This is a genomic window from Brevundimonas sp. FV1ps31S, assembly GCF_058681265.1.
Map to the genome: position 1 here is coordinate 2,228,939 of NZ_CM178735.1, position 26,240 is coordinate 2,255,178.

Consider the following 26,240-nt stretch of genomic DNA (forward strand, 5'->3'; position numbering starts at 1 on the left):
GATCGCCGGCTGAGGCGGGTCTGAACCGGCACGGCCGCCCTCATTCAGACTGCCGCCGGCTTTCAGCCTCAATCAGGCGGCGAAGGACTGATCCGTCTTGGCCGGGACGGCCCATGATACCGCTTCGCGACCGCCCGGAACTCGGCTCATCATTTCGGCCAGAGCGCCAAAGTCGATGGGCTTGGTCAGATAGGCGTCCGCGCCGGCGTCCAGACCGGCCTGATGATCCTCGGTGCGCGCCGAGGCGGACAGGACGACGATCGGAGTCTGGGCGTTCGGTCCTTGACCCTCCCGGATCCTGCGGGTCGCGGTCAGACCGTCCATCACAGGCATGTTGACGTCCATGATGATGAGGTCGAACTGCTGGTCAGCGGCGGCTTCGATGGACAACTGGCCGTTTTCCGCTGTCGTGACCACATGCGAGGCCGTGCTCATCCAGGCTTCCAGGATCATTCGGTTGACCGGGTGATCCTCTACCACCAGCACGCGGAGACTTTCGACGACCTCGACCTCGGTCTCGACGGTTTCGGCGGCGATGGGACGGGCCCATTCCACCACTTCGGCCTCGACCACCAAGGTGAAACAGGACCCTTGGCCGACGGTTGAGGTGACGGTGATGTCGCCCCCCATGATATTGGCCATGCGCCGCGCAATGGTCAGCCCCAGCCCCGTACCGCCGAACCGCCGCGTCGACGAGGCGTCGACCTGGGTGAAAGGCTGGAACAGCCGCGCCAGGTCCGCAGGGGAAATGCCGGATCCGCTGTCGGTCACCGAGAACTCGAAATCGACGCGTTGGTCAGAGATGCGTCGGCCGCGCACGGTATAGCGGATATCGCCGCTGTCGGTGAATTTGACCGCGTTCGACAAGAGGTTCTGCACCACTTGGCAGACGCGCAACGGGTCTCCCTTCACCACGGCGGGGATATCGCCCTCAAAGGTCGAGATGAAGCTCAGCCCCTTGGCCTCGGCCTGGGCTTCAAAGGGGCCGGAAATCCGCCGATGCAGGTCGGCGACGACGATGTCGACGACCTCGAAGGTCATCTTTCCAGCCTCGATCTTGGTCATGTCGAGAATGTCGTTGAGCAGCGAAAGCAGGTTGTCGCCGGAGTTGCGGATGATGGACAGATATTCGCGCTGTCCCCCCTCAAGTCGGGTGGCGCTCAGCAACTGGGCCGCCCCGAGGACGCCGTTCATCGGCGTGCGAAGTTCGTGCGAAATCACACCCAGGAAATTGGACTTGGCTTCGTTGGCGGCGTTCGCCTTGTCCCGGGCTGTTTCAAGCTCCTCGATCAGATGGGCCTGGTGCGCCTGGAAGGCTTCGATCCTCTGTTCACGCAGCATGGTCATCATGACGAGGACCAGCAGGCCCGCCACGACGAACGGCACGACAGCGAGCATCGACCAGAACTCGGACGTTCCCCACAGGCTGAACAGAATGACCCCGGCCGCCACGCCGTAGGGCGAGGAGATAATGACCGCCTGGCGCGGCGAACTGCGGAGTTGGGCGAATACCAGAACAAAGCCGCAGATGATCAGCGCGATGGCCAGAGGACGGCCGAAGGCTGCGTCTGAAAACCAGGCGATCAGGGGCGCGGCGGCCCAGGCTGCAGTCGTGACGGTGGCCACGAGGGGGAAGACCATGCCCCAGCCCATGCTGACCCGGTGGCTCAGTTGGTGCTCGACTACGCCGCGGATGGAGCCGGCGGACAGGGTGACGATGAACCACAGGATCGCCTGCCACCAAGCCACCGTCCCCAGCAGGCCGATGGCCCAGGTGGCGATAATCAGATAGCGGAGATACTGGGTCTGAAGAATCGCCGTCAGGGCCTGAGCAGGATCGCCCGCGCGTCGGTCCCCTGGAAAAGCCTTCGCGACCCCATCCGATTCCACCATGTGTCGCCGCCCCGCCCTGTAGTTGTTCGAGAGACGCTAGGACCAAGTTTCTAAGACGGAGTGAACGTCGGTCTTTTTCTGCAATCTCACGCTGTGAAGGCCTCGCCAGGCGTGAGAGCCTTGATCGACAGGGCGTGAATCGTCCCGGCCAATTCTGCTCTCAACACCGCGTTGACGGCCCTCTGTCTCGATACCCGCGACTGTCCTTCAAAGGCGGCGGAAACGATCAGCAGATTGAAGTGGCTTTCGCCGCCCGGCTTCGCATCCATGCCCCCCTCATGGTGGTGGCCGGCGTGCCGACCGCTGTCGTCTTCGATCTCCAGTCGTTGCGGCGATAGCGCGGCGCTCAGTTTTTCGCGGATAATCTTCGCCACGGGGCCGTCTGACATGATCGTTTCCTTGAAGAGGTCCAAATCCGCACTACACTTCGTGTGATGTCCGCCTCCTTTCAATACAAGCCGCGCTTCACCGACATCCGGGTGAAACCGCCGAAGGCTCAGGAGGAGGAAGCCGCCCAGGCGGACGTCCTGCACCTCAAGCCCGGCGAGAAGCCTTGCCAATGGCCTGACTGCCGCAAGGCCGCAACGGCCAAGGCCCCCAAGTCACGCGAGCGGCTGAATGACTTTTACGAATTCTGCCAGGCCCACGCGGGCGAGTACAACAAGGGCTGGAACTTCTACGCGGGCATGAGCGAGGGCGAGGTCCGCACCCTTCAGGAGAACGAAGCCATGACCGGCGGCCGCCCGACCTGGGAAATGAAGGCCGGCAAGTTCACGCGCGAGGCCGCCGCCTTCTCCGCCAAGATGGGCACGGCGAACAACACCGGCGCGGGGTCCTGGCGCGACAGCTTCGGCCTGTTCGGGCGCAAGGGCGATCAGGCGCCGCAATCGCCGACCGAGGATCGCCGTATCGGCAAGCTGGAACGCGCCGCCCTGGCCGACCTGGATCTGGAGCCCGGCGCCGACAAGGCCCGGATCAAGGCCCAATACCATGGCCTGCTGAAACGTTTCCACCCGGACACCAACGGCGGCGACCGGGGCGCCGAGGCCAAGCTGCAACGCGTGATCAAGGCCTGGAAGACGCTGAAGAAGGCCGGCCTGGCGTAAGGGCCCGGCCGGGCAAAGGTTCAGTCGGCGTAGATCATCTTGCGGGTCATTCCCCCGTCCAAGGTCAGCACCTGCCCTGTGACGAATCTGGCGTCGGTGAGATAGATCACGGCCCGGGCCACATCTTCCACCTCGCCGACCCGACCGGCCGGATGCTGTTCATGATCCACAGGTCTCAGGTCCTCGCCGTCGGAGATCCAGCCGGGCGCAATGGCGTTGACCCTCAGCTTCGGCCCCAGGCTGATGGCCATGGCATGGGTCAGCGCCGCCAAGGCGCCCTTTGATGCGGCGTAGGCCTCGGTGTTCGGTTCGGACATGAAGGCGCGCGTCGACGCCATGTTGATGACGCAACCCCCTTCTCGCATCAGAGGAATCGCCGCGCGGCTCATCAGGAAGGCGCCGGTCAGATGACTGTCGAGGGTTCGTCGCCACGCATCGAGCGACAGTTCGGCGAGCGGCCCGTTGTGCGGATCCGCGACCCCCGCGTTGTTCACCAGAAGATCCAGTTCGGACCATCCCAAATCGTCGAAAGCGGCCTTGACCGAGGCCTCGTCGCTGACATCGCACAGAACCTGCCGAACGTCAGAGATGGCGATCTTGACGTCGAACGACGCCACTTCCCATCCCTCTTCCGTCAACGCCTTGCAAAGCCCAGCGCCAATCAGCCCCGCGCCGCCCGTGATGATCGCTCTTTTCATGGCCATCAGAACAGCCTCGCATGATCTTGGTTGCAGACCGACCTAGGGCTGTCCCGCACCGTCGTTGGACGCCGTCATCAGCGGTGCGGCCGGCTCGCGGAAATAGCGGTCGATGCCGTCGGCGACCGACTTCATCAGACGCCGACGCGCGCGCTCGTCGGTCAGCAGCCGCTCGTCCTCGGGATTGGTGATGAAGCCCATTTCCAGCAGCACCGCCGGCACGTCGGGCGCCAGCAGCACGGCCAGGCCCGCGTCGCGGTGGCTACGACGCAGCAGCGGATGGTCCGAGCCTTCCAGATGGGTCAGCAGGACTCGCGCGAACTGGGCCGAGCGGTTCTGGGTGGCGCGCTGGGTCATGTCGAGCAGAATCCGGTCCACCGATGGATCGCGGCCGGGCAAATGAAGTTCGCGGTGCCAGTTGTCGCTCCGCGTGAACTCACGCACCGCCCGGCCGGCGCCCTGTTCGGACAAGGTGTAGACGCTGGCCCCGCGCAGGGCCGGATCGGCGCCGGCGTCGGCGTGCAGAGAGATAAACAGGTCGGCGTCGGCCTGACGCGCTATGGCGACGCGGCGATACAGATCGACATAGGTGTTGGTTTCGCGCGTCAGACGCACGCGATAACGGCCGGTCCGCTCCAGCTCGGCCTTCAAAGCCAGGGCGGCGGCCAGAGTGACCTGACTTTCGCTGACCTTGGCCCCGCTGGCGCCGGGATCGCGTCCGCCATGGCCGGCGTCGATGACGATCAGCGGCCGTTCGGCGCGACGCGGCGCCGGCGTCGAACGCGGCGCGGCTCGAGGCGCGGGCACAGCGCCGCCCACGGCCTTCAGATCCACAACATAGCGATAGTGGGCCACCCCGTCGCCGGGCGGCAGCAGGAAGCGGCGTTCGATCTCGCTTCCACGCGCCAGCTCCAGCTGAACGCGAGAGGCTGCTCCCGCCGCGCTGACCTGATAAGACCGGACCAGACCCGATCCGCCGCCGTTCAGACCCCGGCCCGGCGCGACGCCGTTCAGGGCCAGGGTGACGCGGCCGTCCGCGCCGGCGTCGATCACCCGACCCTGCGTCGACTTGTCCAGATCGATGACCACGCGGGTCCGGTCGCCGTCGGCGCCGAAGCGAATCCCCAGGACATCGCCCTGGGCGCCCCAGGCGAAACCACGCGTCGCAAACAGGGCGACCACGCATATGACGAGGAAGGACAGGGCGGTCATCGCCCATTCCCTCGCGCCCCAGCGCACCACATCTGTCAAAAAGCGACCGCCCATAACGCCGTCGAACCCATCCTACTCGAACTTCAGCTGCATCATGCCAGAGGCTCGTATTCAGGGGGTTAAGGCCGAACACCTTTTAATTCGCGTACAGCGTGACTATGCTGTGAACCGTCCGCGAACCGATCGCGCCATTTCGCCTTTGCGAATCCCGGCGCGCCCTCCTCGCGGCGTTGACTTTCACCAATCCTAGAACCGTTCCGGCGCCGCCGGTGGTTCGAAGAGCGGACCAGGGTCGCGGCCTTCCCCAGGGATTGGCGCGCCCGGTTCAGGACCGACGACCTCCATGGGCCTTTCCGCCTGCGCTCCCCAACGGCTTGATCAAGCCTGCTTCGCCCTCCCCGGCGAAGGGATGTCGCGTGCGCCGGCCCTTCCCCCCGTTCGGCGAGCCGCCATGACCCTACCCGGTGTTCCGGGGCGGTCGGCCTGCGCGCGCCAGAGAGAGACTTTTCATGTCAAAGACCATGCTGATCGACGCGGCCCACCCGGAAGAAACCCGGGTCGCGATCGTTGACGGACGCCAGATCGAGGAATTCGATTTCGAGTCCCGTGCGAAGCGCCAGCTTCGCGGCAACATCTACCTCGCCAAGGTCACCCGCGTAGAGCCCAGCCTGCAGGCCGCCTTTATCGAGTACGGCGGCAATCGCCACGGCTTCCTGGCCTTCAACGAAATCCATCCGGACTACTACCAGATCCCGGTCGCCGACCGCGAAGCCATCATGGCCGAGGCGCACGACGACGACGATGACGACGATCTGGGTCGCGAATCCGACGACGACGCCGATCCCGAAGCCGCCCTGGCCGACGAGGAGCGCCTGAAGCGCCGCCTGATGCGCCGCTACAAGATCCAGGACGTCATCAAGCGTCGCCAGATCCTGCTGGTCCAGGTCGTCAAGGACGAGCGCGGCGCCAAGGGCGCGGCCCTGACCACCTGGCTGTCGCTGGCCGGCCGCTACTGTGTCCTGATGCCCAATACGGGCAAGGGCGGCGGCATCAGCCGCAAGATCACCAACACTTCCGACCGTCGCCGCCTGAAGAGCGCCGTCGCGGCGCTGGAAGTGCCCAAGGGCATGGGCCTGATCATCCGCACGGCCGGCGCCAAGCGCACCAAGGCCGAGATCAAGCGCGACTATCAATATCTGCTGCGCCTGTGGGAGACGATCCGCGAGACCACCCTCGCCTCTCACGCCCCCTCGGTCATCTACGAGGAAGAGAACCTGGTCCGCCGCGCCGTTCGCGACATGTTCGACAAGGATTTCGACGGCATCCAGGTCGAGGGCGTCGAGGGCTTCAAGGAGGCGCGCGACTTCATGCGCGTGCTGATGCCCGCCCAGGCCAAGAAGGTTCACCTGTATCGCGGCTCGCGGCCCCTGTTCGCGGCCAACGGCATCGAAGAACTGCTGACCCAGATCCATCAGCCGGTCGTGCCGCTGAAGTCCGGCGGCTATCTGGTCATCAACCAGACCGAGGCCCTGGTGGCCATCGACGTCAACTCGGGCCGCGCCACCAAGGAACGCAACGTCGAACAGACGGCGTTCAAGACGAACATGGAAGCGGCCGAGGAAGCCGCCCGCCAGCTGCGCCTGCGCGACCTCGCCGGCCTGGTCGTCATCGACTTCATCGACATGGATGAGGGCAAGAACAACCGCGCGGTCGAACGCGTGCTGAAAGAGGCCCTGTCGGCCGACCGCGCCCGCATCCAGATGGGCCGTATCTCGCCCTTCGGCCTGATGGAGATCAGCCGTCAGCGCCGTCGCCTGGGCGTGATCGAGGGCGCGACCGAGGCCTGCCCGCACTGCCAAGGCACCGGCCGCATCCGCTCCGCCGAATCCGCCGCCCTGATGACCCTGCGTGCGGTCGACATCGAGGCCGGCAAGAACGGCGCGGGCGTGGTGGTGCTGAAGGTCTGCACCGCCGTCGGCCTGTACATCCTGAACCACAAGCGCGCCTATCTGCAGTCGCTGCTGGAACGTCGCGGCCTGAACGTCATCGTTCAGATCGATGACAGCCTGGGCCAGGGCGAACACAATATCGAGCGGACCGAGACCAACGAGGACTTCGTCGCGCCCGAGATCGAGATGCCCAACCTCGACGACGACTTCGACGCCTCGCTGTACGAAGACGAAGATGAGGACGACGACGAGGAGATCGTCAGCGACGACGATGATGACGAGGCGCTGGATCGCGAAGACAGCGACGACGACGAGCCGCGCGAACGGGCTGAACGCAGCGAGTCGGGCGGTCGTGATCGGGGTCGTGGCCGCAACCGTCGCCGCCGTGGCGGTCGTCGCGACGAGGAAACCGTCGAGGTCGCCGACACTTCGGACGCCGCTGATACGCTGAACCTCGACGACGCCTCGGACGATGAGGAAGACGAGAACGGCCGCCGTCGCCGTCGTGGCCGCCGTGGCGGTCGCCGCGTCCGTGAGGACGGCGAGCGCGACGTCTACACCTGGGTGCGCGGCCGCACCCCGTCTCTGGACGATCCCTACGTCTGGTTCGACCCGCTGAACCCGGGCCGTCCCGAGCCGCGCAACGAACGTCCCGACCGCGCTGAACGTCCTGCAGAGGCTCAAGCCGAGATCGAGGGTCTGGACGCTGTCGCAGGCGAAGGCTCCGGCGAGGAAGGCGGCCGTTCGCGTCGCCGTCGTCGTCGCGGCCGGGGTCGGGGCGGCGAGGCTGTCGGCCACGAGATCAAGGTCGAGAACCGCGCCACCAACGAAGGTATGCCGCCCGACGGCTCGCCCCACACGCCGATGGCGGTGATCGATGAACCCGCCGCCGACACGGTCGAGGCTGACGCCCCCGCTGTTGCGCCGGAGCCCCAACGTCGTCGCGTCCGCCGCAAGTCGGCAGACGCCGTGGCTCAAGCCGCGCCGACCGTCGAGGTCGAGGCCCACGTCGAGCCGCACCCGGACACGGCGATCGAGCCGAACGAGGCCTCCGTCGAGGGCGGCCCGGTCGAACTGGACGTCACGCCCGAGGAAGCCCTGGCCGCCGAGCCGGTCGAGCTCGCCCCGGTCGAAAAGCCCAAGCCGCCGGTCGCGCCAGAACCTCAGCCCGCCGTTCTGGCCGAGCCCGCCGTTCTTGCCGAGCCCATCGTCGCCCCGACGCCCGAAGTCGATGTCCAGGCGATCATTGACGAAGATCCCAACCAGATCGTCGCACCGCCCGCAAAGCCCAAGCGCGGGTGGTGGCGCCGCTGATCGGTCACGATTAGACTGTCAGGATGCTGGCGGGGGGCCGGTCGTTTTTGGAGTACGCCATGACGTGGCTTCCCCGATCCGCATCCCGTGTTCTGACGGCGGCGGCGGTGGGCTTTGCAGCCCTCGTCGCCGCCGGCCAGGCCTCGGCCCAGAGCCTGATCCGCGACACCGAGATCGAGGGGATCATCCGCGAGTGGGCCGACCCGGTCTTCGTCTCCATGGGGCTGAACCCCGGTGACGTCGAAGTCCTGCTGGTCAATGACAACGAACTGAACGCCTTCGCCACGCGCGGGCGGATCATGGGCGTCAACACCGGCCTGATCCTGCGGACCAAGAACGCCAACGAGCTGTTGGGCGTGATGGCGCACGAGGCGGGCCATATCAAGAACCGCCACACCCTGCGCGACGGGGCCCAGAACGCCGCCAAACAGCCGATGTTCATGACCATGGCGCTGGGCGCCCTGGCCATCGCCGCCGGCGCGCCCGACGCCGGCGTCGCCCTGCTGGGCTCCAGCCAGTATTTCGGCACGATCGGCGCGCTTCAGTATATGCAGAGCCAGGAAGGCGAGGCCGACCTGACCGGCGCCCGCGCGCTGGAAGGCGCCGGCGAATCCGGCGCCGGCCTGGTGTCCTTCTTCGAGAATTTCCGCGCCCAGGAAGTCTTCTCGGACGCCCGCCGCTATCCCTATTTCCGCAGCCACCCGCTGTCGTCGCAGCGGATCGAATCGATGCGCCGCTACGTCCAGGACCAGCCCCACTATGGTCATCGCGACAGTCCCGAACGAATGGCCCAGCACGCGCTGATCCTGGCCAAGATCCACGCCTTCATGGACTCGCCGACCACCACCCTGCGCGCCTATCCGTCCACCGACGTCAGCCTGCCCGGCCGCTACGCCCGCGCGATCGCCTGGTACCGCGACGGCCAGACGGACAAGGCCCTGGCCGCGGTCGACGCCCTGATCGCCGAAGACCCTCAGAACCCTTATTTCGCCGAACTGAAGGGCCAGATCTTCTTCGAGGAAGGCCGCCCGGTCGAGGCCGTCGCCGCCCACCGCGAGGCTGTGCTGCTCAAGCCTGACGCCCCCCTGCTGCGCATCAACCTGGCCCACGCACTGATCGGCACCGACGATCCCAAGAACCTGGACGAGGCCATAGACCAGTTGAAACACGCCACGGTCGCCGAGCGCGAGAACACCATGGCCTGGCGTCTGCTGGGCCAGGCCTACGCCGCCCAGGGCAAGGAGGGCGAGGCTCGCCTGGCCACGGCCGAGTATTATTTCGCCGCCGGTCAGGAGCGCGAGGCCACCCAGTTCGCCCTGCGGGCCCGCAGCATGCTGGATCCCAATTCGATGGAATGGCGCCGGGCCGTGGACATCGTCCTGGCCTCCGGGGCCACGCCTGACGACCTGCTGGACCTCGACCGCCGCGACGCCGCGCGCAAGCCGACCACGCTGAACTGACGCCCTGCCCTTTCTGACTGCGAGCCTTCATGACCGACGACGCCTCCGCGCCTGAGACCCAGACTGCGCCGCCCGCCAAGAGTAGCCGCCTCACCGGCGGGGTCGCCGGCTATGTCGCCCTGGGCGTCTCGGTCGTGGCCCTGGGCCTGGCCGCCGCCCCCTATTTCGGGGGCGGCTCGGGCGGCGACGTCCGCGCCTATCTGCTGGAACACCCCGAGGTGCTGCAGGAGGCCAGCCTGGCGCTTCAGGCCAAGGAAGGTCAGGCCCGCGTCGATGAGACCAACGCGGCCGCCACGGCCAACGCCGCCCTGCTGGCGCCCGACAGCCGCGACCCCGCCTTCGGCCCCGCCGACGCCAAGGTGACGGTGATCGAGTTCTTCGACTTCCGCTGCCCCGGCTGCAAGGCCGTGGCGCCCCAGTTCCGCGGCCTGATGGAGGCCCACCCGGACGTCCGTTTCGTCTTCAAGGACTGGCCCATCCTGGACCGGGGCGAGGACATCGCGTCCCAGTACGCCGCCCGCGCCGCCCTGGCCGCGCACCAGCAGGGCAAGTATCTCGAGGTCTATGACGCCCTGATGCGCGAACGGGCCCTGACGCCCCAGGCCGTCGACCGCATCCTGGCCGAACACGGCGTGGACCTGGCCCGCGCCAAGGCGGCCCTGGCCGCCCCCGAGACCACGCGGCACATCGCCGACATCCACACGACCGCAGCGGCGCTGAAGCTTCAGGGCACCCCAACCTTCTTCGTCAACGGCAAGGCCGCCGCCAGCATCGACCCCGCCGAGATCAACAGCATGATCGAGGCGGCCAAGCGGTGATCTGACCGCCCGATCCACCCCCCCAGACAGCAAAACGGCCCCCGGATGTCTCCGGGGGCCGTTCTGTTACGCTACTCTGTCTCTCGGCCTATGCTCGCCCCGATGAGGCTCGCGACTTGAGGCCGATTTCGATCCTCGATTACTCGATGATCTTGGCGACGACGCCGGCGCCGACGGTGCGGCCGCCTTCACGGATGGCGAAGCGCAGGCCCTGGTCCATGGCGATCGGGGTGATCAGTTCGACGTTCAGCTCGGCGTTGTCGCCGGGCATGATCATCTCGACGCCTTCCTTCAGCTGCACGATGCCGGTCACGTCGGTCGTGCGGAAGTAGAACTGCGGGCGATAGTTGGTGAAGAACGGGGTGTGACGGCCGCCTTCTTCCTTGGTCAGGATGTAGGCTTCAGCCAGGAACTTGGTGTGCGGGGTGATCGAACCCGGCTTGCACAGAACCTGACCGCGCTCGACGTCTTCGCGCTTGGTGCCGCGCAGAAGAACGCCGACGTTGTCGCCCGCTTGACCTTGGTCCAGCAGCTTGCGGAACATTTCGACGCCGGTGCAGGTCGTCTTCTGGACCGGACGGATGCCGACGATTTCGACTTCTTCACCGACCTTGACGATACCCTTTTCGACGCGACCCGTGACCACGGTGCCGCGGCCCGAGATCGAGAAGACGTCTTCGACCGGCATCAGGAAGGGCAGGTCGACCGGACGTTCCGGCTGCGGGATATAGGCGTCGACGGTTTCCATCAGGGCCAGAACGCGTTGTTCGCCGATTTCCGGGTTCACGCCGTCGGTCGCGGCCTTGGCCGAACCCTTGGTGATCGGAATATCGTCGCCCGGGAACTGGTACGACGAGAGCAGCTCGCGCACTTCCATCTCGACCAGCTCGAGCAGTTCTTCGTCGTCGACCAGGTCGACCTTGTTCATGAAGACCACCAGGGCCGGCACGCCGACCTGACGGGCCAGCAGGATGTGCTCGCGGGTCTGCGGCATGGGGCCGTCGGCGGCCGACACCACCAGGATCGCGCCGTCCATCTGAGCGGCGCCGGTGATCATGTTCTTCACATAGTCGGCGTGGCCGGGGCAGTCGACGTGGGCGTAGTGACGGTTGGCCGTCTCATATTCCACGTGCGCGGTGTTGATCGTGATGCCGCGCGCCTTTTCTTCCGGCGCAGCGTCGATGTCCGCATAGGCCATCGCCTTGGCGCCGCCGGCCTTGGCCAGCGTCATCGTGATCGCCGCCGTCAGCGTCGTCTTGCCGTGGTCAACGTGACCAATCGTGCCGATGTTGCAGTGCGGCTTCGTGCGTTCGAACTTTTCCTTGGCCATTTTCTAGCTCCTAGGTCCCCGAACCGGGGTTCCTGCAGTCTGGGGGTTAAGGGCGCCCGGCTTTCGGGCCGGGCGCTTTTAGGTCCGCTTTTCCGAAAGGAAAAGCTTAGGCGTACTTCTTGATCACTTCGTCGGCGACGTGTTGCGGCACCGGCTCGTAGTGGTCGTACTGCATGGTGAACTGGGCGCGACCCTGCGACATGCCGCGCAGCGTGTTCACATAGCCGAACATGTTGGCCAGCGGCACGAAGGCGTTCACGACGGTGGCGTTGCCGCGCATGTCCTGACCTTGGATCATGCCGCGACGGCCGTTCAGGTCGCCGATGACCGAGCCGAGGTATTCCTCGGGGGTCACGACCTCGACCGCCATGATCGGCTCGAGCAGCTTCGGCGCGCCCTTTTCCTTCAGTTCGCGGAAGGCGGCGCGGGCCGCGATTTCGAACGCCAGCACGCTGGAGTCGACGTCGTGGTACTTGCCGTCCGTCAGGGTCGCCTTGAAGTCGATCAGCGGGAAGCCGGCCAGCAGACCCGAGTCCTTGATGGAGTTCAGGCCCTTTTCGACGCCGGGGATGTATTCCTTCGGCACCGCGCCGCCGACGATCGCGCTTTCGAACACGAAGCCCGAGCCGGGCTCGCCCGGTTCGAAGGTGATCATGACGCGGGCGAACTGGCCCGTACCGCCGGTCTGCTTCTTGTGGGTGTAATCGATATCGACCTTGCGGCCCAGGGATTCACGATAGGCGACCTGCGGCGCGCCGATGGTGGCCTCGACCTTGTAGGTGCGCTTCAGGATGTCGATCTTGATGTCCAGGTGAAGCTCGCCCATGCCCTTCAGGATGGTCTGGCCCGACTCGTGGTCGGTCGAGACGGTGAAGGACGGGTCTTCCGAAGCCAGCTTGGCCAGGGCGACGCCCAGCTTCTCCTGGTCGGCCTTGGTCTTGGGCTCGACCGAGATCTCGATGACCGGGGCCGGGAATTCCATCTTCTCGAGGATGACGGGCGACTTCAGCGGATCGCACAGGGTGTCCCCGGTGCGGGTTTCCTTCAGGCCGGCCAGGGCGACGATGTCCCCGGCGAAGGCTTCCTTAACGTCTTCGCGGTTGTTCGAGTGCATCTGCAGCATCCGGCCGACGCGCTCGCGCTTGTCACGGCTGGAGTTCAGCAGGCTCATGCCCGTTTCCATCTTGCCGGAATACAGGCGGCAGAAGGTCAGCGAACCGACGAAGGGGTCGTCCATGATCTTGAAGGCCAGGACCGACAGGGGCTCGTCGTCCGAGGCCTTGCGGGTGATCGGCTCTTCCGTCTTGAAATCGATGCCCGGGGTCGGCGGGATGTCCAGCGGCGACGGCAGATAGTCGACCACGGCGTCCAGCAGCGTCTGCACGCCCTTGTTCTTGAAGGCCGAGCCGCACAGGATCGGGTAGAAGGCGCCGGTCAGCACGGCCTTACGGATGCACTTCTTCAGCACTTCGACCGAAGGCTCGGTGCCTTCGAGGTAGGCTTCCATCGCCTCGTCGTCCAGTTCGACGGCGTTGTCGATCAGGTACTGGCGGGCTTCGTTGGCCTTATCGAGCAGGTCAGCCGGGATCTCGCCGACGGTGAAGTTGGCGCCCAGGGCGTCGTTGTCCCAGACGACCGAACGCATTTCGACGATGTCGACCAGGCCGGTCAGCGAGGACTCGGCGCCGATCGGGAACTGGATCGGCACGGCCTTGGCGCCCAGGCGGTCGCGGATCGATTGGACCGAGGCGTCGAAGTCGGCGCCGATCTTGTCCATCTTGTTGACGAAGACGATGCGCGGCACCGAATATTTGTCGGCCTGGCGCCAGACGGTTTCGGTCTGGGGCTCAACGCCGGCGTTGCCGTCCAGCACGGTCACGGCGCCGTCGAGGACGCGCAGCGAGCGTTCGACTTCGATGGTGAAGTCCACGTGGCCGGGGGTGTCGATGATGTTCAGGCGCTTGCCCTGCCAGAAGGCGGTCGTCGCGGCGGACGTGATGGTGATGCCGCGCTCCTGCTCCTGGTCCATCCAGTCCATGGTCGCGGCGCCGTCGTGGACTTCGCCGATCTTGTGGTTCTTGCCGGTGTAATAGAGAATCCGCTCGGTCGTCGTCGTCTTGCCCGCGTCGATGTGGGCCATGATGCCGAAGTTGCGGTAGTCCTCGAGCTTGTGCGTACGAGCCATGAAAACGTGCCTTAGAAGTAGGTCAAGGACGCGACGGCGCCCCCGGGAATGATCGTCGATGCGGCGGATAAGCGAGCGCGGGCGATTTAGCTTAAACCGCCCGCGCCGGATAGTCTTAGATAGGAACCGTCCCTTAGCTTCGAAAGGGAGACGGTTTTAAGACGCTTACCAGCGATAGTGGCTGAAGGCGCGGTTCGCCTCGGCCATCTTGTGGGTGTCTTCGCGCTTCTTGACCGCGGTGCCGCGGTTGTTCGAGGCGTCCAGCAGCTCGGCGGCCAGCTTTTCGGTCATGGTGTTTTCACCGCGCTTGCGCGCAGCGTTCACCAGCCAGCGGATGGCCAGGGCGCGGCGACGGTCCGGACGGACCTCGACCGGCACCTGATAGGTGGCGCCGCCGACGCGACGCGAACGGACTTCGACCGAAGGCGCGACATTGTCCAGAGCGGTGTGGAAGGTCTCGACCGCAGTCTGCTCCTTCTTCTTGTCCGCCAGGATGTCGAAGGCGCCGTAAACGATGTTCTCGGCGACGGCCTTCTTACCTTCGTACATGACGTAGTTCATGAACTTGGTGACGATCAGATCGCCGAACTTGGGATCCGGCAGAACTTCACGCTTCTGGGCGCGGTGACGACGCGACATGGAGTATTCCTTGCAGTGCCCGGCGCTCGCCGGGAAGATCTCGAAAAGGCCTCCGGGCGCAAAGACCCGGACGCGAATGGCTTACTTCGGACGCTTGGCGCCGTAGTGCGAACGACGCTGCTTGCGATCCTTGACGCCTTGCGTGTCGAGCACGCCGCGCAGGATGTGGTAGCGAACGCCGGGCAAGTCCTTCACGCGGCCGCCGCGGATCAGAACAACCGAGTGTTCCTGAAGGTTGTGGCCTTCACCGGGGATGTAGCAAACGGCTTCGTAGCCGTTCTTGGCCAGACGGACCTTGGCGACCTTACGCAGAGCCGAGTTCGGCTTCTTAGGGGTCGTGGTGTAAACGCGGGTGCAGACGCCGCGACGCTGGGGCGAACCCTCCAGAGCCGGCACCTTGTTACGGGTGGGCTTGGGCTTGCGCGGCTTGCGGATCAGCTGGTTGATCGTAGGCATTCGAAACTTATCTCGACTTCTGATGGAGGCGTGTGTCTTTCGACCGAAGCGCCTCTCGCCTTCTTGTGAACGGGGGACCATCCCCTCGCCCGGGTGTCATCGAGACTGAGTGCGTGACCCAAACAGCCCCTGCGTTCTCTCCGGCAAGCCGGAAAACACAAAGGGCCGGAACGCGCGCTTTGGGCGTTCCGGCGGGCACAGCCCGTCCGTTCAATTGTCACGATCTCGGCGACCGGCGAACCGGCCACGCCTCGAAAGTGGGCGGCTTCTACGCGCGATGGGGGGAAAGGTCAAGAAGTCGCGGATATACAGCCGAACGTACCTCCCCCGAGAAGTCCTCGCCACACAGCCGTAACGCGAACAAGACAAACCAGCGCCTGAATCCAGCCACCCTTGCAGTCGAGCTTCGATCGAACGGTCGGTGGGGGACGGACGGCATGGCGACGACGGGCAGGATCGGCTGGGCGGGCGCGACTGTCGCTGCTCTAGGCGTGAACGCTGCGGTTCTGGCCCTGCTGTCGATGGAGGGCCGGGGTGCGCGGACGCAGCGCCCCCTCGCTGTCGGCCCGATACTCTATCTCGATATCGAACCCGCGCCGCCGCCGCCGATCCGGCCCGCAGCCCCCGCCTCGCCCCTCGAACCCAAAGACGGCGGGGACGTCGCCTTCCCCTCCCCGTCCACGCCGTCGAGGGCCATCGATCGGGCGGCGGACACGGATGAGCGGGCGTCGGACATGGATAAAGGCGCGCCGGCCGCCCTCCCGGCGGGTCTCTCTCGGGAATGGCTTGCTCGCCGCGACAGTCTGCTCGCGCACGGCGCGCCTTCAGTGCGCGCGCCTCGCCACGGCCCGCCCAACTGCGCCTGGCCCGAAACCCTGGCGCCGGCCGAACAGCGACGCTGCCGGGACTTGGCCCTCGCCCAGGTCGATCCGCGCGACCCGCCGCTGCAACCATCCGGCGACGAGGATCGGGCCTCCGGCTTCGCCCGCGAGGCGGCGGCCAAGAAGCGGTGGCGCGACTACAGGTCGGGCGAGGGCGACTACCCCGGCCTTCGCTCCCTGTTCGGCAAGAACTGAGCCGACGATGGATCGACCCGAAAGTCGCCATGCTCGCGGCCCAGTTTGGCGGACCGGAGGACGTGTGGCGCAAAGGCGAAGCGAACGGTCATACGGCAGGGGCTGGCGGAACGCCGGTCTGGTCGCCGCATCGCTCGGCCTCAACGCCGGACTGATCGCGCTGCTCCACTTCGGCGAAACCGAGCCTCGAATCCTCGCCCGCGCCAGTCCTCACCCCCTCTATCTCGACATCGAACCGCGCCAGCCCCTGGCCACCGACCGGGCCGCCCGCGTCGCATCTCGCCGATCGGATCTCGCGGCCTCCGCCGCCGCGCGCCAGGTCGTTGCTTCCCATCTCGCTTCGGACGAGGTTCCGCCGCCGGCACCCGCCGTTCCGGCCGGGCCTTCCATCGACGAGCGGTGGCGCGTCGCGCCCGGCACGGCGCCGCGCGCCGGGCGGGCGAGCGTCGGCCTGACCTCATGCGACGCGCCGCATCGCCTGACTGTCGAAGACCGCCAACGCTGCGACGCCCGATGGGCGCGCCTAAGCGAAGGCTCGCGCGCCATCGCCGGATCGGGCGATCCGGAGCGGGACGCCGCTTTCGCGCGTCAGGGCGCCAGACGCCTGGCCGCATGGGAGGCGCAGCGGGCCGAGCCGCCTCGGGGCGATCCGCCTTGCGAAAATCCCAATCCCATGTCCGGGTGCGAAGGCGTCAACGTCAGCGTCGAGCTATTCTCCTCGCGGGACGGCATACTGCCCAACCTCAGAAAGCGTCGTGAATGAGCGTGTCCGCCCTGCCTCGTCCCCAATCCCGACGCCCTGACTGGCGCAAGGCGGGTCTGGCGACGGCGTCTGTCGCCATCAACACCGCCCTGATCGCCGCCCTGTCCTTCACCGCGCTGGGGATCGAGGGGCGAGATTTTATCGCTGAACCGCCGCCGATCTATCTGGACATCGAACCCCGTCCCCTGCTGCCGGACGAACGACCCCGTGTGCCGACCCTGGCCACGCCGGATATCGCGCCCGCCGCAGCCGCCCAGACGTCCTCGGCGGCGCCTTCTGTTCGTGCGCCCGCGCCCGAAGCGGAGGCTGTGCCCCGCCCTGCCCCGTTGCGTCCACGTCTGGCCGCGCCGGCTCCTCCAGGCGCGCCCCCGCCCGCCGATGTCTGGCGCGTGGATCCCGCCAATCGCGGCGGGGCCATGGCGCGGTCGCTGCGCCAAGGTTTGCCCGGCTGCGCCTCGCCCAACCTGTTGAACGAGATGGAGCGCCGCCATTGCCGCGACGAGTTCGCGCGCCGGGGAGAGAACGCCGCGCCGATCACCGGCTCAGGCAATCCCCAACGCGACGCCGCCTTTGCCCGCGAGGGCGCGCGCCGTCTGGCGGAATGGGAACAACGCCGCCGTCCCCTGTCCGGCGGCGTCGGCGTGGTCGGGCCGGCGGATTGCGTCGGCTCGAACTTCGGCACGGGCTGTGCGGGCGCTCAGCTGCCCGACGTGCCCGGCGTCGACATGCGCCAGGGTGCGCAGACGACGATCAATCCGGGCGAACGCCGTCCGCAGGGCCTGTCGGCCAGCCTCGGCGGACTTCGCATCGGCGGCAAGGCCGACGACTGAACGAAAAAGGGCGGCGCCGTCGCCGGCGCCGCCCTCTTCATTTCATCACATCCGAACCCGGAGATCAGCCTTCGCTGCTCTCCAGCTCCAGTTGCAGATCGGCCGGCAACGGCTCGATCGCGTCTTCGCGGGCTTGCGTCAGCTCGGCGTCGCGATCGTTGGCGATCTTCTGCAGGGCCCGCAGATAGGCGCCCGTACCGGCCGGGATCAGGCGGCCGACGATGACGTTCTCCTTCAGGCCTTCCAGCATGTCCTTCTTGCCGTGGACCGAGGCGTCGGTGAGGACGCGGGTGGTCTCCTGGAAGGACGCCGCCGAGATGAAGCTGCGGGTTTGCAGCGACGCCTTGGTGATGCCCAGCAGGACGGGCTGGGTGGTGGCCAGACGGCCGCCGCGCTTCTCGACCTTCTGGTTTTCCAGAACGGCTTCGGCGACTTCGACGGTGTCGCCACGGATCAGGGTGGTTTCACCCGAATCCAGGACTTCGACCTTCTGCAGCATCTGACGCACGATGACTTCGATGTGCTTGTCGTTGATCGGCACGCCTTGCAGTCGATAGACCTCCTGCACTTCGTTCACCAGATACTCGGCCAGCGCCTCGACGCCCTGGATGCGCAGCAGGTCGTGCGGATCCGGGTTGCCGTCGATGATGTAGTCGCCCTTCTGGATCAGATCGCCGTCGTGGACGGAGATGTGCTTGCCCTTCGGGATCAGGAACTCGACCGGTTCGCCCTGCACGCCGTCGGCGTTGACTTCCGGCGTGATCTTGATGCGGCGCTTGTTCTTGTAGTCGCGACCGAATTCGACGCGACCATCCATCTCGGCGATGACCGCGCAGTCCTTCGGACGGCGAGCTTCGAACAGTTCGGCGACGCGCGGCAGACCGCCGGTGATGTCGCGGGTCTTGGCGCCTTCGGTCGGAACGCGGGCGATGATTTCGCCCGGCTTGACCTCGTCGCCGTTCGACACGGACAGAACCGCGCCCACGGGCAGCAGGTACCGGGCGTCAGAGCCCGAGGCCAGCTTGGCGTAGGCGTCGCCCAGGGTTACGCCCATGGCCGGACGCAGGTCCGAACCACGCGGGCTGGCGCGCCAGTCGCTGACGACACGCTGGGCGATGCCCGTCGCTTCGTCGGTTTCTTCCTTGACCGACAGGCCTTCGACCAGATCCTCGAAGCGGATCAGGCCGCCGACTTCCGTCAGGATCGGGGTGGTGTAGGGGTCCCACTCCGCCAGACGTTGGCCCTTCTTGACCTCGCCGCCCTCCTTGACCCGGATCCGGGCGCCGTAGGGGGCCTTATGGGTCTCGCGATCCTTGCCGTCCACGACCACGGTCACGATGACGTTGCGGCTCATCGCCACCAGGTCGCCGTGGGCCGCGACGACGGTCGGGCCGGTGATCTTGGCCGTACCGGCATTGGTCGCCTCCATGAAGGAGGTTTCCGCCACCTGGGCCGTACCGCCGATGTGGAAGGTCCGCATGGTCAGCTGGGTGCCCGGCTCGCCGATCGACTGGGCGGCGATGACGCCGACCGCTTCGCCGATGTTGACGTTGGTGCCGCGCGCCAGGTCACGCCCGTAGCAGTGGGCGCAGATGCCGGCTTCCGCCTCGCAGGTCAGGGCCGAACGGACCTTGACCGACTGAACGCCGGCGGCGTCGACGGCCTCGACCACTTCTTCCACCAGATAGGTGTCGGCGGGGAACAGGACGGTGTCCGTGCCCGGCTCCTTGATGTCCTCGGCCGCATAGCGACCCAGGATCCGGGCGCCCAGCGAGACCAGGACGTCACCGCCCTCCATCACCGCACGCAGGGTGATGCCGCGCGTCGAGCCGCAGTCCTGTTCGGTGACGATCGAGTCCTGCGCCACGTCCACCAGACGGCGGGTCAGATAACCCGAGTTGGCGGTCTTCAGCGCGGTGTCGGCCAGACCCTTACGGGCGCCGTGGGTGGAGTTGAAGTATTCAAGAACGGTCAGGCCTTCCTTGAAGTTCGAGGTGATCGGCGTCTCGATGATCTCGCCGGAGGGCTTGGCCATCAGGCCGCGCATCCCGCCCAGTTGCTTCATCTGCGCCTGCGAACCCCGGGCGCCCGAGTTGGCCATCATGAACACCGAGTTGATGTCGGGGTTTTCACCCTCGATCAGCACGCGCGGCTGCGCGATCTCGGCCATCATGGCGTCGGCGATCCGGTCCGTGGCCTTGGCCCAGGCGTCGACCACCTTGTTGTACTTCTCGCCGCGCGTGATCAGGCCGTCGGCGTACTGTTGCTCGTACTCCTCGACCTGGGTGCGGGTCTCGGCGACCAGTTCGACCTTCTTGGCCGGAATGACGATGTCGTCCTTGCCGAACGAGATGCCCGCCTTGGCGGCCTCGCGGAAGCCCAGGCCCATCATCTGGTCGGCGAAGATGACCGTCGCCTTCTGACCGCAGTGGCGATAGACCACGTCGATCAGATTGCCGATTTCCTTCTTGGTCAGGTTCTTCTCGAGCAGGCGGTAGCCGACGTTCGGGTTACGCGGCAGCAGGGCCGCCAGCTTCATCCGGCCCGGCGTGGTGTCGATGACCTTGGTCACCTCCTTGCCTTCGGCGTCCTGTTCCGTCCAGCGCGCCTTGATGCGGCTGTGCAGGGTGACGACCTTGGCGTCCAGCGCGGCGTCGATTTCGCCGATGTTGGCGAACAGCTTGCCTTCACCCGGCTCGCCGTCCTTGACCAGCGACAGGTAGTACAGACCCAGGACGATGTCCTGCGACGGCACGATGATCGGCTTGCCGTTGGCGGGCGACAGGATGTTGTTGGTCGACATCATCAGGACGCGCGCTTCCAGCTGGGCCTCGAGGCTCAGCGGGACGTGAACAGCCATCTGGTCGCCGTCGAAGTCGGCGTTGAACGCCGTACAGACCAGCGGGTGCAGGCGGATGGCCTTGCCCTCGATCAGCTTGGGTTCGAACGCCTGGATGCCCAGACGGTGCAGCGTCGGCGCGCGGTTCAGCAGAACCGGGTGCTCGCGGATGACCTCGTCCAGAATGTCCCAGACGGCGGGCTGTTCGCGCTCGACCATGCGCTTGGATTGCTTGACGGTGCCCGACAGGCCCTTGGCGTCCAGGCGCGCATAGATGAAGGGCTTGAACAGCTCGAGCGCCATCTTCTTGGGCAGGCCGCACTCGTGCAGCTTCAGTTCCGGACCCACGGTGATGACCGAACGGCCCGAGTAGTCGACGCGCTTGCCCAGCAGGTTCTGACGGAAGCGGCCTTGCTTGCCCTTCAGCATGTCGGCCAGCGACTTCAGCGGACGCTTGTTGGCGCCCGTGATCACCCGACCGCGACGGCCGTTGTCGAACAGGGCGTCGACGGATTCCTGCAGCATCCGCTTTTCGTTACGGATGATGATGTCCGGCGCCCGCAGCTCCATCAGGCGCTTGAGGCGGTTGTTCCGGTTGATGACGCGGCGATACAGGTCGTTCAGGTCGGAGGTCGCGAAACGACCGCCGTCCAGCGGCACCAGCGGGCGCAGTTCCGGCGGGATGACCGGCACGATGGTCAGGATCATCCACTCGGGCTTGTTGCCCGATTCCAGGAAGGCCTCGATCAGCTTCAGGCGCTTGGACGCCTTCTTGGCCTTCATTTCTGACGGATTGTCGGCCAGCTCGCCGCGGTGCTTTTCAGCCTCGGCGTGCAGGTCGATGCCCATCAGCAGGTTGCGGACGGCCTCGGCGCCGATCTCGGCGGTGAAGCCGTCATCGCCGTATTCTTCCTGGTAGCGGTAGAACTCGTCTTCCGTCAGCAGCTGGTTCTGCTTCAGCGGGGTCAGGCCCGGCTCGGTGACGATATAGTTCTCGAAATACAGGACGCGCTCGACGTCCTTCAGCGCCATGTCCAGCATCAGCGAGATGCGCGACGGCAGCGACTTCAGGAACCAGATGTGGGCGACCGGGGCGGCCAGGTCGATGTGACCCATGCGCTCGCGGCGAACGCGGGCCAGGGTGACTTCAACCCCGCACTTCTCGCAGATGATGCCCTTGTACTTCATGCGCTTGTACTTGCCGCACAGGCATTCGTAGTCCTTGGTCGGGCCAAAGATACGGGCGCAGAACAGGCCGTCACGCTCGGGCTTGAACGTGCGGTAGTTGATGGTTTCCGGCTTCTTGATCTCGCCGAACGACCACGACCGGATCTTCTCCGGCGAGGCCAGGGCGATCTTGATCTGGTCGAAAGTCGGGGTGACCGGGACCGGGTTGAAGATGTTCAGGACTTCCTGGTTCATCTTGTTTTCCTTCTGCGGCGGGGGCCGCGAAAATAGAGAAGAGTGGAGACTGGCGAGTGGTTAGCGGCGAGTGAGGCCCGAGCGGCGGCGGCGATTTCTCGCCACTCGCCACTCGTCACTCGCCACTGCAAACTCAGCTGTTCTCCAGCTCCACGTTCAGACCCAGCGAACGCATTTCCTTGATGAGCACGTTGAAGCTCTCGGGAATGCCGGCCTCGAAGCTGTCGTCGCCGCGGACGATGGCCTCGTAGACCTTGGTCCGGCCGGCCACGTCATCGGACTTCACCGTCAGCATCTCCTGCAGGGTGTAGGCGGCGCCGTAAGCTTCCAGAGCCCAGACCTCCATTTCCCCGAAGCGCTGACCGCCGAACTGCGCCTTGCCGCCCAGCGGCTGCTGGGTGACGAGCGAGTACGGGCCGATCGAACGGGCGTGGATCTTGTCGTCGACCAGGTGGTGCAGCTTCAGCATGTAGATGTAGCCGACCGTGACCGGACGCTTGAACTGCTCGCCGGTCTGGCCGTCGTACAGGATCGACTGGGCCGACTTGTTCAGCCCCGCTTCTTCCAGCAGGCGTTCGATGTCGCCGATGTGCGCACCGTCGAAGACCGGGGTCGCGAAGGGCACGCCCTTGGACAGGTTCTTCGCCAGTTCGATCAGCTCTTCCTCATCCTGCGGCAACGGGGTTTCCGGGCCGTAGATATGGGTCAGACGATCGATCAGCGCCTGCTTCTGACCCCCCTGCTGCCAGGCTTCCAGCAGACCGGAGATCTGCTTGCCCAGGCCGGCGGCGGCCCAACCCAGGTGGGTCTCGAAGATCTGACCGATGTTCATGCGGGAAGGCACGCCCAGCGGGTTCAGAACGACGTCAACGTGGGTGCCGTCTTCCAGGTGCGGCATGTCCTCGATCGGCAGGATCTTGGAGATGACGCCCTTGTTGCCGTGACGGCCGGCCATCTTGTCGCCGGGCTGAAGCTTGCGCTTCACGGCCACGAAGACCTTGACCATCTTCATCACGCCGGGGGGCAGTTCGTCGCCGCGTTGCAGCTTCTCGACCTTGTCTTCGAAACGACGGTCCAGTTGCTTACGGGCGTCCTCGAACTGGCGCTTCATCGCCTCCAGCTCGCCCATGGCCTTTTCGTCGTCCAAGGCGATCTGCCACCACAGACCACGGCTGACCTCGGCCAGCTTCTCTTCGGTCAGTTCGCCGCGACCGATGCCCTTCGGGCCCGAGACGGCGTTCTTGCCCAGGATCAGCGGCTTCAGGCGGCCATAGACGTTGCGCTCAAGGATCTTGAGCTCATCGTCGCGGTCCTTGCCCAGGCGTTCGATCTCGGCGCGTTCGATCGCCATGGCGCGCTCGTCCTTGTCGACGCCGTGACGGTTGAAGACGCGAACGTCGACGATCGTGCCGGCGACGCCGGGCGGCAGGCGCAGGCTGGTGTCACGGACGTCCGAAGCCTTCTCGCCGAAGATGGCGCGCAGCAGCTTCTCTTCCGGGGTCATCGGGCTTTCGCCCTTCGGCGTCACCTTGCCGACCAGGATGTCGCCCGGCTGGACCTCGGCGCCGATGGCCACGATGCCTGCTTCGTCGAGGTTGCGCAGGGCTTCCTCGCCGACGTTGGGGATGTCGCGGGTGATTTCCTCCGGGCCCAACTTCGTATCACGCGCCATCACTTCGAATTCCTCGAGGTGGATGGAGGTGAAGACGTCGTCGCGCACGATGCGCTCCGAGATCAGGATGGAGTCTTCGAAGTTGTAGCCGTTCCAGGGCATGAAGGCGACGAGGGCGTTGCGGCCCAGGGCCAGTTCGCCCAGGTCCGTCGAGGGGCCGTCGGCGATGACGTCGCCGGCCTTCACCTGGTCGCCCACGCGCACGATCGGGCGCTGGTTGATGCAGGTCGACTGGTTGGAACGCTGGAACTTCGACAGGCGATAGATGTCGACGCCCGAACGGGCGGCGTCCACGTCGCCGGTGGCGCGCACGACGATCCGGGTGCCGTCGATCTGTTCGACGACGCCTTCACGACGGGCGACCACGACGGCGCCGGAGTCCACGGCCACAACCGCTTCCATGCCGGTGCCGACCAGCGGCGCGTCCGACTGCACCAGAGGCACGGCCTGACGTTGCATGTTCGCGCCCATCAGGGCCCGGTTGGCGTCATCGTTTTCCAGGAAGGGGATCAGGGCGGCGGCGACCGAAACGACCTGCTTCGGCGACACGTCCATCATGTCCACGGCGTCGCGGTTCAGCAGCTGGGATTCACCGTTGATCCGGCCGGGGACCAGGTCCTCGACGATGCTGCCGTTCTTCAGTTCGATGTTGGCCTGGGCGATCGTGTATTTCGACTCTTCCATGGCCGAGATGTAGACCACCTCGTTCTGGGCCACGCCGTCCTTCACGCGACGGTACGGGCTCTCGATGAAGCCGTACTTGTTGACGCGCGCGTGGGTGGCCAGCGAGTTGATCAGGCCGATGTTCGGGCCTTCCGGCGTTTCGATCGGGCAGATGCGGCCGTAGTGGGTAGGGTGCACGTCGCGGACTTCGAAGCCCGCGCGCTCACGCGTCAGACCGCCCGGGCCAAGCGCCGAAAGGCGACGCTTGTGGGTGATTTCCGACAGCGGGTTCGTCTGGTCCATGAACTGCGACAGCTGCGACGAACCGAAGAACTCGCGAACCGCAGCGGCGGCCGGCTTGGCGTTGATCAGGTCGTGCGGCATGACCGTGTCGATATCGACCGAGGACATGCGCTCCTTGATGGCGCGCTCCATCCGCAGCAGGCCGACGCGGTACTGGTTTTCCAGCAGTTCGCCGACCGAACGGACCCGGCGGTTGCCCAGGTTGTCGATGTCGTCGATCTCGCCGCGGCCGTCCTTCAGGCCGACCAGGATCTGCAGCACCTTCAGCACGTCGTCCTTGCGCAGGACGCGGATCTCGTCGGAAACCTCGGGGGTCTCCAGGCGCATGTTCATTTTGACCCGGCCGACGGCCGACAGGTCATAGCGTTCGCTGTCGAAGAACAGCGAGTTGAACATGTTGTCGGCGGCTTCCGGGGTGGGCGGCTCGCCCGGACGCATCACGCGATAGACGTCGAACAGGGCGTCCTCGCGGGTGTCGTTCTTGTCGATGCGCAGGGTGTTGCGCATGTAGGCGCCGACCGTGACGTGGTCGATGTCCAGCACCTCGATGGTGGTGAAGCCGTTTTGCTCCAGCACTTCGATGGTCGGGGCGTCCAGCTCGTCGCCGGCCTCGGCGAAGATCTCGCCGGTCTCGAAGTTGACGGCGTCATTGGCCAGGTACTTGGTGACCAGAGCGTCGGCGGCCAGCGACAGCGAGGTCGTGGTGTCGCCCAGCTTCTTGGCGGCGCGGGCGCTGATCTTCTGGCCGGCCTGGGCGATCACTTCGCCGGTGTCGGCGTCGACCAGGTCGAACTCCGGCTTCACACCGCGCCAACGCTCGGCCTTGTACGGCGTGACCCAGCCCTCGCCGCGCTTCTCGTAGGGCACGGTCTCGTAGAAGGTCTTCAGGATTTCTTCGCCGTCCATGCCCAGACCCATCAGGAAGGTCGTGGCCGGCAGCTTGCGGCGGCGGTCGATGCGGACATAGACCACGTCCTTGGCGTCGAACTCGAAGTCCAGCCACGAACCGCGGTAGGGGATCACGCGGGCGGCGAACAGCAGCTTGCCCGAGCTGTGCGTCTTGCCCTTGTCGTGGTCGAAGAAGACGCCCGGCGAACGGTGCATCTGCGAGACGATCACGCGCTCGGTGCCGTTGACGATGAAGGTGCCCTTGTCCGTCATGAGCGGGATGTCGCCCATGTAGACGTCCTGCTCCTTGATGTCCTTGACCGAACGGGCTCCCGTTTCCTCGTCGGTCTCGAACACGATCAGCCGCAGCTTGACCTTCAGCGGCGCGGCATAGGTCATGTCGCGCTGGATGCATTCCTCAACGTCGTACTTCGGATCCTCGAACTCGTACGAGACGTATTCCAGGATGGCGCGTTCGTTGAAGTCCTTGATCGGGAACACCGACTTGAAGACCGCCTCGATGCCCTGCTCCTTGCGCTGGCCCGGGCGGACCTCGCGTTGCAGGAACTGTTCGTAGGAAGCGCGCTGGACCTCAATCAGGTTCGGCATCGCAACCGCTTCGGGGATGCGCCCGAAGGATTTGCGGATGCGCTTCTTGCCGGTGAACGAAGTGGCGGAAGCGATCTGACCGTTGATGGCGAGATCGTGGGCGACGTCAGTCATT

The 26,240-nt window shown here is 65.9% G+C and carries 17 protein-coding genes; 7 read left to right on the top strand and 10 right to left on the bottom strand.

What is annotated here, in order from left to right; genetic code table 11:
• Window positions 1-72: 72 nt before the first annotated feature.
• Window positions 73-1,893, bottom strand: a complete 1,821-nt coding sequence (locus tag ACVPT3_RS10500; RefSeq protein ID WP_492040846.1) for an ATP-binding protein — start codon at window positions 1,891-1,893, stop codon at window positions 73-75.
• 86 nt (window positions 1,894-1,979) lie between these two features.
• Window positions 1,980-2,282 carry a BolA family protein gene (locus tag ACVPT3_RS10505; RefSeq protein WP_492040847.1) on the bottom strand — a complete coding sequence of 101 codons (303 nt, stop codon included), beginning with the start codon at window positions 2,280-2,282 and terminating at the stop codon, window positions 1,980-1,982.
• Window positions 2,283-2,327: 45 nt separating this feature from the next.
• Here ACVPT3_RS10505 and ACVPT3_RS10510 point away from each other — a divergent pair, with 45 nt between their 5' ends.
• Entirely contained in the window at window positions 2,328-2,999 is a 672-nt protein-coding gene (locus ACVPT3_RS10510) for a J domain-containing protein (protein WP_492040848.1), read from the top strand.
• Window positions 3,000-3,019: 20 nt separating this feature from the next.
• Here the strand turns inward: ACVPT3_RS10510 and ACVPT3_RS10515 are convergent, their stop codons facing one another.
• Together ACVPT3_RS10515 and ACVPT3_RS10520 are read right to left on the bottom strand one after the other, a co-directional pair.
• Complete coding sequence (locus ACVPT3_RS10515) at window positions 3,020-3,703, bottom strand: SDR family oxidoreductase (protein ID WP_492040849.1); 684 nt, start codon at window positions 3,701-3,703, stop codon at window positions 3,020-3,022.
• Between the two features lie 36 nt (window positions 3,704-3,739).
• On the bottom strand, window positions 3,740-4,909 hold the full coding sequence (locus ACVPT3_RS10520) for an N-acetylmuramoyl-L-alanine amidase family protein (RefSeq protein WP_492040850.1): 1,170 nt from the start codon (window positions 4,907-4,909) through the stop codon (window positions 3,740-3,742).
• 509 nt (window positions 4,910-5,418) lie between these two features.
• On the opposite strand from ACVPT3_RS10520, the gene ACVPT3_RS10525 reads away from it, so the two are divergent.
• Genes ACVPT3_RS10525 through ACVPT3_RS10535 form a run of 3 tightly spaced genes read left to right on the top strand, consistent with a single transcriptional unit; the run spans window position 5,419 to window position 10,450 of the window.
• Entirely contained in the window at window positions 5,419-8,172 is a 2,754-nt protein-coding gene (locus ACVPT3_RS10525) for an Rne/Rng family ribonuclease (protein WP_492040851.1), read from the top strand.
• A gap of 59 nt (window positions 8,173-8,231) precedes the next feature.
• Window positions 8,232-9,632, top strand: coding sequence for a M48 family metalloprotease (locus ACVPT3_RS10530; protein ID WP_492040852.1), 1,401 nt, complete (start codon window positions 8,232-8,234; stop codon window positions 9,630-9,632).
• Window positions 9,633-9,661: 29 nt separating this feature from the next.
• Window positions 9,662-10,450, top strand: coding sequence for a DsbA family protein (locus ACVPT3_RS10535; protein WP_492040853.1), 789 nt, complete (start codon window positions 9,662-9,664; stop codon window positions 10,448-10,450).
• A 139-nt stretch (window positions 10,451-10,589) separates the two neighbouring features.
• Here ACVPT3_RS10535 and tuf read toward each other — a convergent pair whose 3' ends face one another.
• From tuf to rpsL, 4 genes are all read right to left on the bottom strand, one after another.
• Window positions 10,590-11,780, bottom strand: a complete 1,191-nt coding sequence (gene tuf / locus ACVPT3_RS10540) for an elongation factor Tu (protein WP_008260274.1) — start codon at window positions 11,778-11,780, stop codon at window positions 10,590-10,592.
• Between the two features lie 106 nt (window positions 11,781-11,886).
• Window positions 11,887-13,965, bottom strand: coding sequence for an elongation factor G (gene fusA / locus ACVPT3_RS10545; protein WP_271163910.1), 2,079 nt, complete (start codon window positions 13,963-13,965; stop codon window positions 11,887-11,889).
• Window positions 13,966-14,130: 165 nt separating this feature from the next.
• Window positions 14,131-14,604 (bottom strand): 30S ribosomal protein S7, encoded by a 474-nt coding sequence (rpsG, locus tag ACVPT3_RS10550; protein WP_267513794.1) that lies wholly within the window; start codon window positions 14,602-14,604, stop codon window positions 14,131-14,133.
• An 81-nt stretch (window positions 14,605-14,685) separates the two neighbouring features.
• The gene (gene rpsL / locus ACVPT3_RS10555; RefSeq protein WP_008260482.1) at window positions 14,686-15,060 is read right to left on the bottom strand and encodes a 30S ribosomal protein S12; all 375 of its coding nucleotides are present in this window, start codon (window positions 15,058-15,060) and stop codon (window positions 14,686-14,688) included.
• Between the two features lie 437 nt (window positions 15,061-15,497).
• On the opposite strand from rpsL, the gene ACVPT3_RS10560 reads away from it, so the two are divergent.
• From ACVPT3_RS10560 to ACVPT3_RS10570, 3 genes are all read left to right on the top strand, one after another.
• Window positions 15,498-16,136 carry a hypothetical protein gene (locus ACVPT3_RS10560; RefSeq protein WP_492040854.1) on the top strand — a complete coding sequence of 213 codons (639 nt, stop codon included), beginning with the start codon at window positions 15,498-15,500 and terminating at the stop codon, window positions 16,134-16,136.
• A 64-nt stretch (window positions 16,137-16,200) separates the two neighbouring features.
• A complete protein-coding gene (locus tag ACVPT3_RS10565) occupies window positions 16,201-16,899 on the top strand; it encodes a hypothetical protein (RefSeq protein WP_492040855.1) in 699 nt (232 codons plus the stop codon).
• Window positions 16,896-17,729 carry a hypothetical protein gene (locus ACVPT3_RS10570; RefSeq protein WP_492040856.1) on the top strand — a complete coding sequence of 278 codons (834 nt, stop codon included), beginning with the start codon at window positions 16,896-16,898 and terminating at the stop codon, window positions 17,727-17,729. The genes ACVPT3_RS10565 and ACVPT3_RS10570 overlap by 4 nt, the downstream gene beginning before the upstream one ends.
• A gap of 64 nt (window positions 17,730-17,793) precedes the next feature.
• Here ACVPT3_RS10570 and rpoC read toward each other — a convergent pair whose 3' ends face one another.
• Window positions 17,794-21,990, bottom strand: coding sequence for a DNA-directed RNA polymerase subunit beta' (gene rpoC / locus ACVPT3_RS10575; RefSeq protein WP_492040857.1), 4,197 nt, complete (start codon window positions 21,988-21,990; stop codon window positions 17,794-17,796).
• Window positions 21,991-22,123: 133 nt separating this feature from the next.
• The gene (rpoB, locus tag ACVPT3_RS10580; protein ID WP_008260904.1) at window positions 22,124-26,239 is read right to left on the bottom strand and encodes a DNA-directed RNA polymerase subunit beta; all 4,116 of its coding nucleotides are present in this window, start codon (window positions 26,237-26,239) and stop codon (window positions 22,124-22,126) included.
• Window position 26,240 lies beyond the last annotated feature (1 nt).

What these genes read in the sequence shown, in the direction of transcription:
- ACVPT3_RS10500 (WP_492040846.1), bottom strand. Translation starts at nt 1,893, where the DNA reads ATGGTGGAATCGGATGGGGTCGCGAAGGCTTTTCCAGGGGACCGACGC.
- ACVPT3_RS10505 (WP_492040847.1), bottom strand. Translation starts at nt 2,282, where the DNA reads ATGTCAGACGGCCCCGTGGCGAAGATTATCCGCGAAAAACTGAGCGCC.
- ACVPT3_RS10510 (WP_492040848.1), top strand. Translation starts at nt 2,328, where the DNA reads ATGTCCGCCTCCTTTCAATACAAGCCGCGCTTCACCGACATCCGGGTG.
- ACVPT3_RS10515 (WP_492040849.1), bottom strand. Translation starts at nt 3,703, where the DNA reads ATGGCCATGAAAAGAGCGATCATCACGGGCGGCGCGGGGCTGATTGGC.
- ACVPT3_RS10520 (WP_492040850.1), bottom strand. Translation starts at nt 4,909, where the DNA reads ATGACCGCCCTGTCCTTCCTCGTCATATGCGTGGTCGCCCTGTTTGCG.
- ACVPT3_RS10525 (WP_492040851.1), top strand. Translation starts at nt 5,419, where the DNA reads ATGTCAAAGACCATGCTGATCGACGCGGCCCACCCGGAAGAAACCCGG.
- ACVPT3_RS10530 (WP_492040852.1), top strand. Translation starts at nt 8,232, where the DNA reads ATGACGTGGCTTCCCCGATCCGCATCCCGTGTTCTGACGGCGGCGGCG.
- ACVPT3_RS10535 (WP_492040853.1), top strand. Translation starts at nt 9,662, where the DNA reads ATGACCGACGACGCCTCCGCGCCTGAGACCCAGACTGCGCCGCCCGCC.
- tuf (WP_008260274.1), bottom strand. Translation starts at nt 11,780, where the DNA reads ATGGCCAAGGAAAAGTTCGAACGCACGAAGCCGCACTGCAACATCGGC.
- fusA (WP_271163910.1), bottom strand. Translation starts at nt 13,965, where the DNA reads ATGGCTCGTACGCACAAGCTCGAGGACTACCGCAACTTCGGCATCATG.
- rpsG (WP_267513794.1), bottom strand. Translation starts at nt 14,604, where the DNA reads ATGTCGCGTCGTCACCGCGCCCAGAAGCGTGAAGTTCTGCCGGATCCC.
- rpsL (WP_008260482.1), bottom strand. Translation starts at nt 15,060, where the DNA reads ATGCCTACGATCAACCAGCTGATCCGCAAGCCGCGCAAGCCCAAGCCC.
- ACVPT3_RS10560 (WP_492040854.1), top strand. Translation starts at nt 15,498, where the DNA reads ATGGCGACGACGGGCAGGATCGGCTGGGCGGGCGCGACTGTCGCTGCT.
- ACVPT3_RS10570 (WP_492040856.1), top strand. Translation starts at nt 16,896, where the DNA reads ATGAGCGTGTCCGCCCTGCCTCGTCCCCAATCCCGACGCCCTGACTGG.
- rpoC (WP_492040857.1), bottom strand. Translation starts at nt 21,990, where the DNA reads ATGAACCAGGAAGTCCTGAACATCTTCAACCCGGTCCCGGTCACCCCG.
- rpoB (WP_008260904.1), bottom strand. Translation starts at nt 26,239, where the DNA reads ATGACTGACGTCGCCCACGATCTCGCCATCAACGGTCAGATCGCTTCC.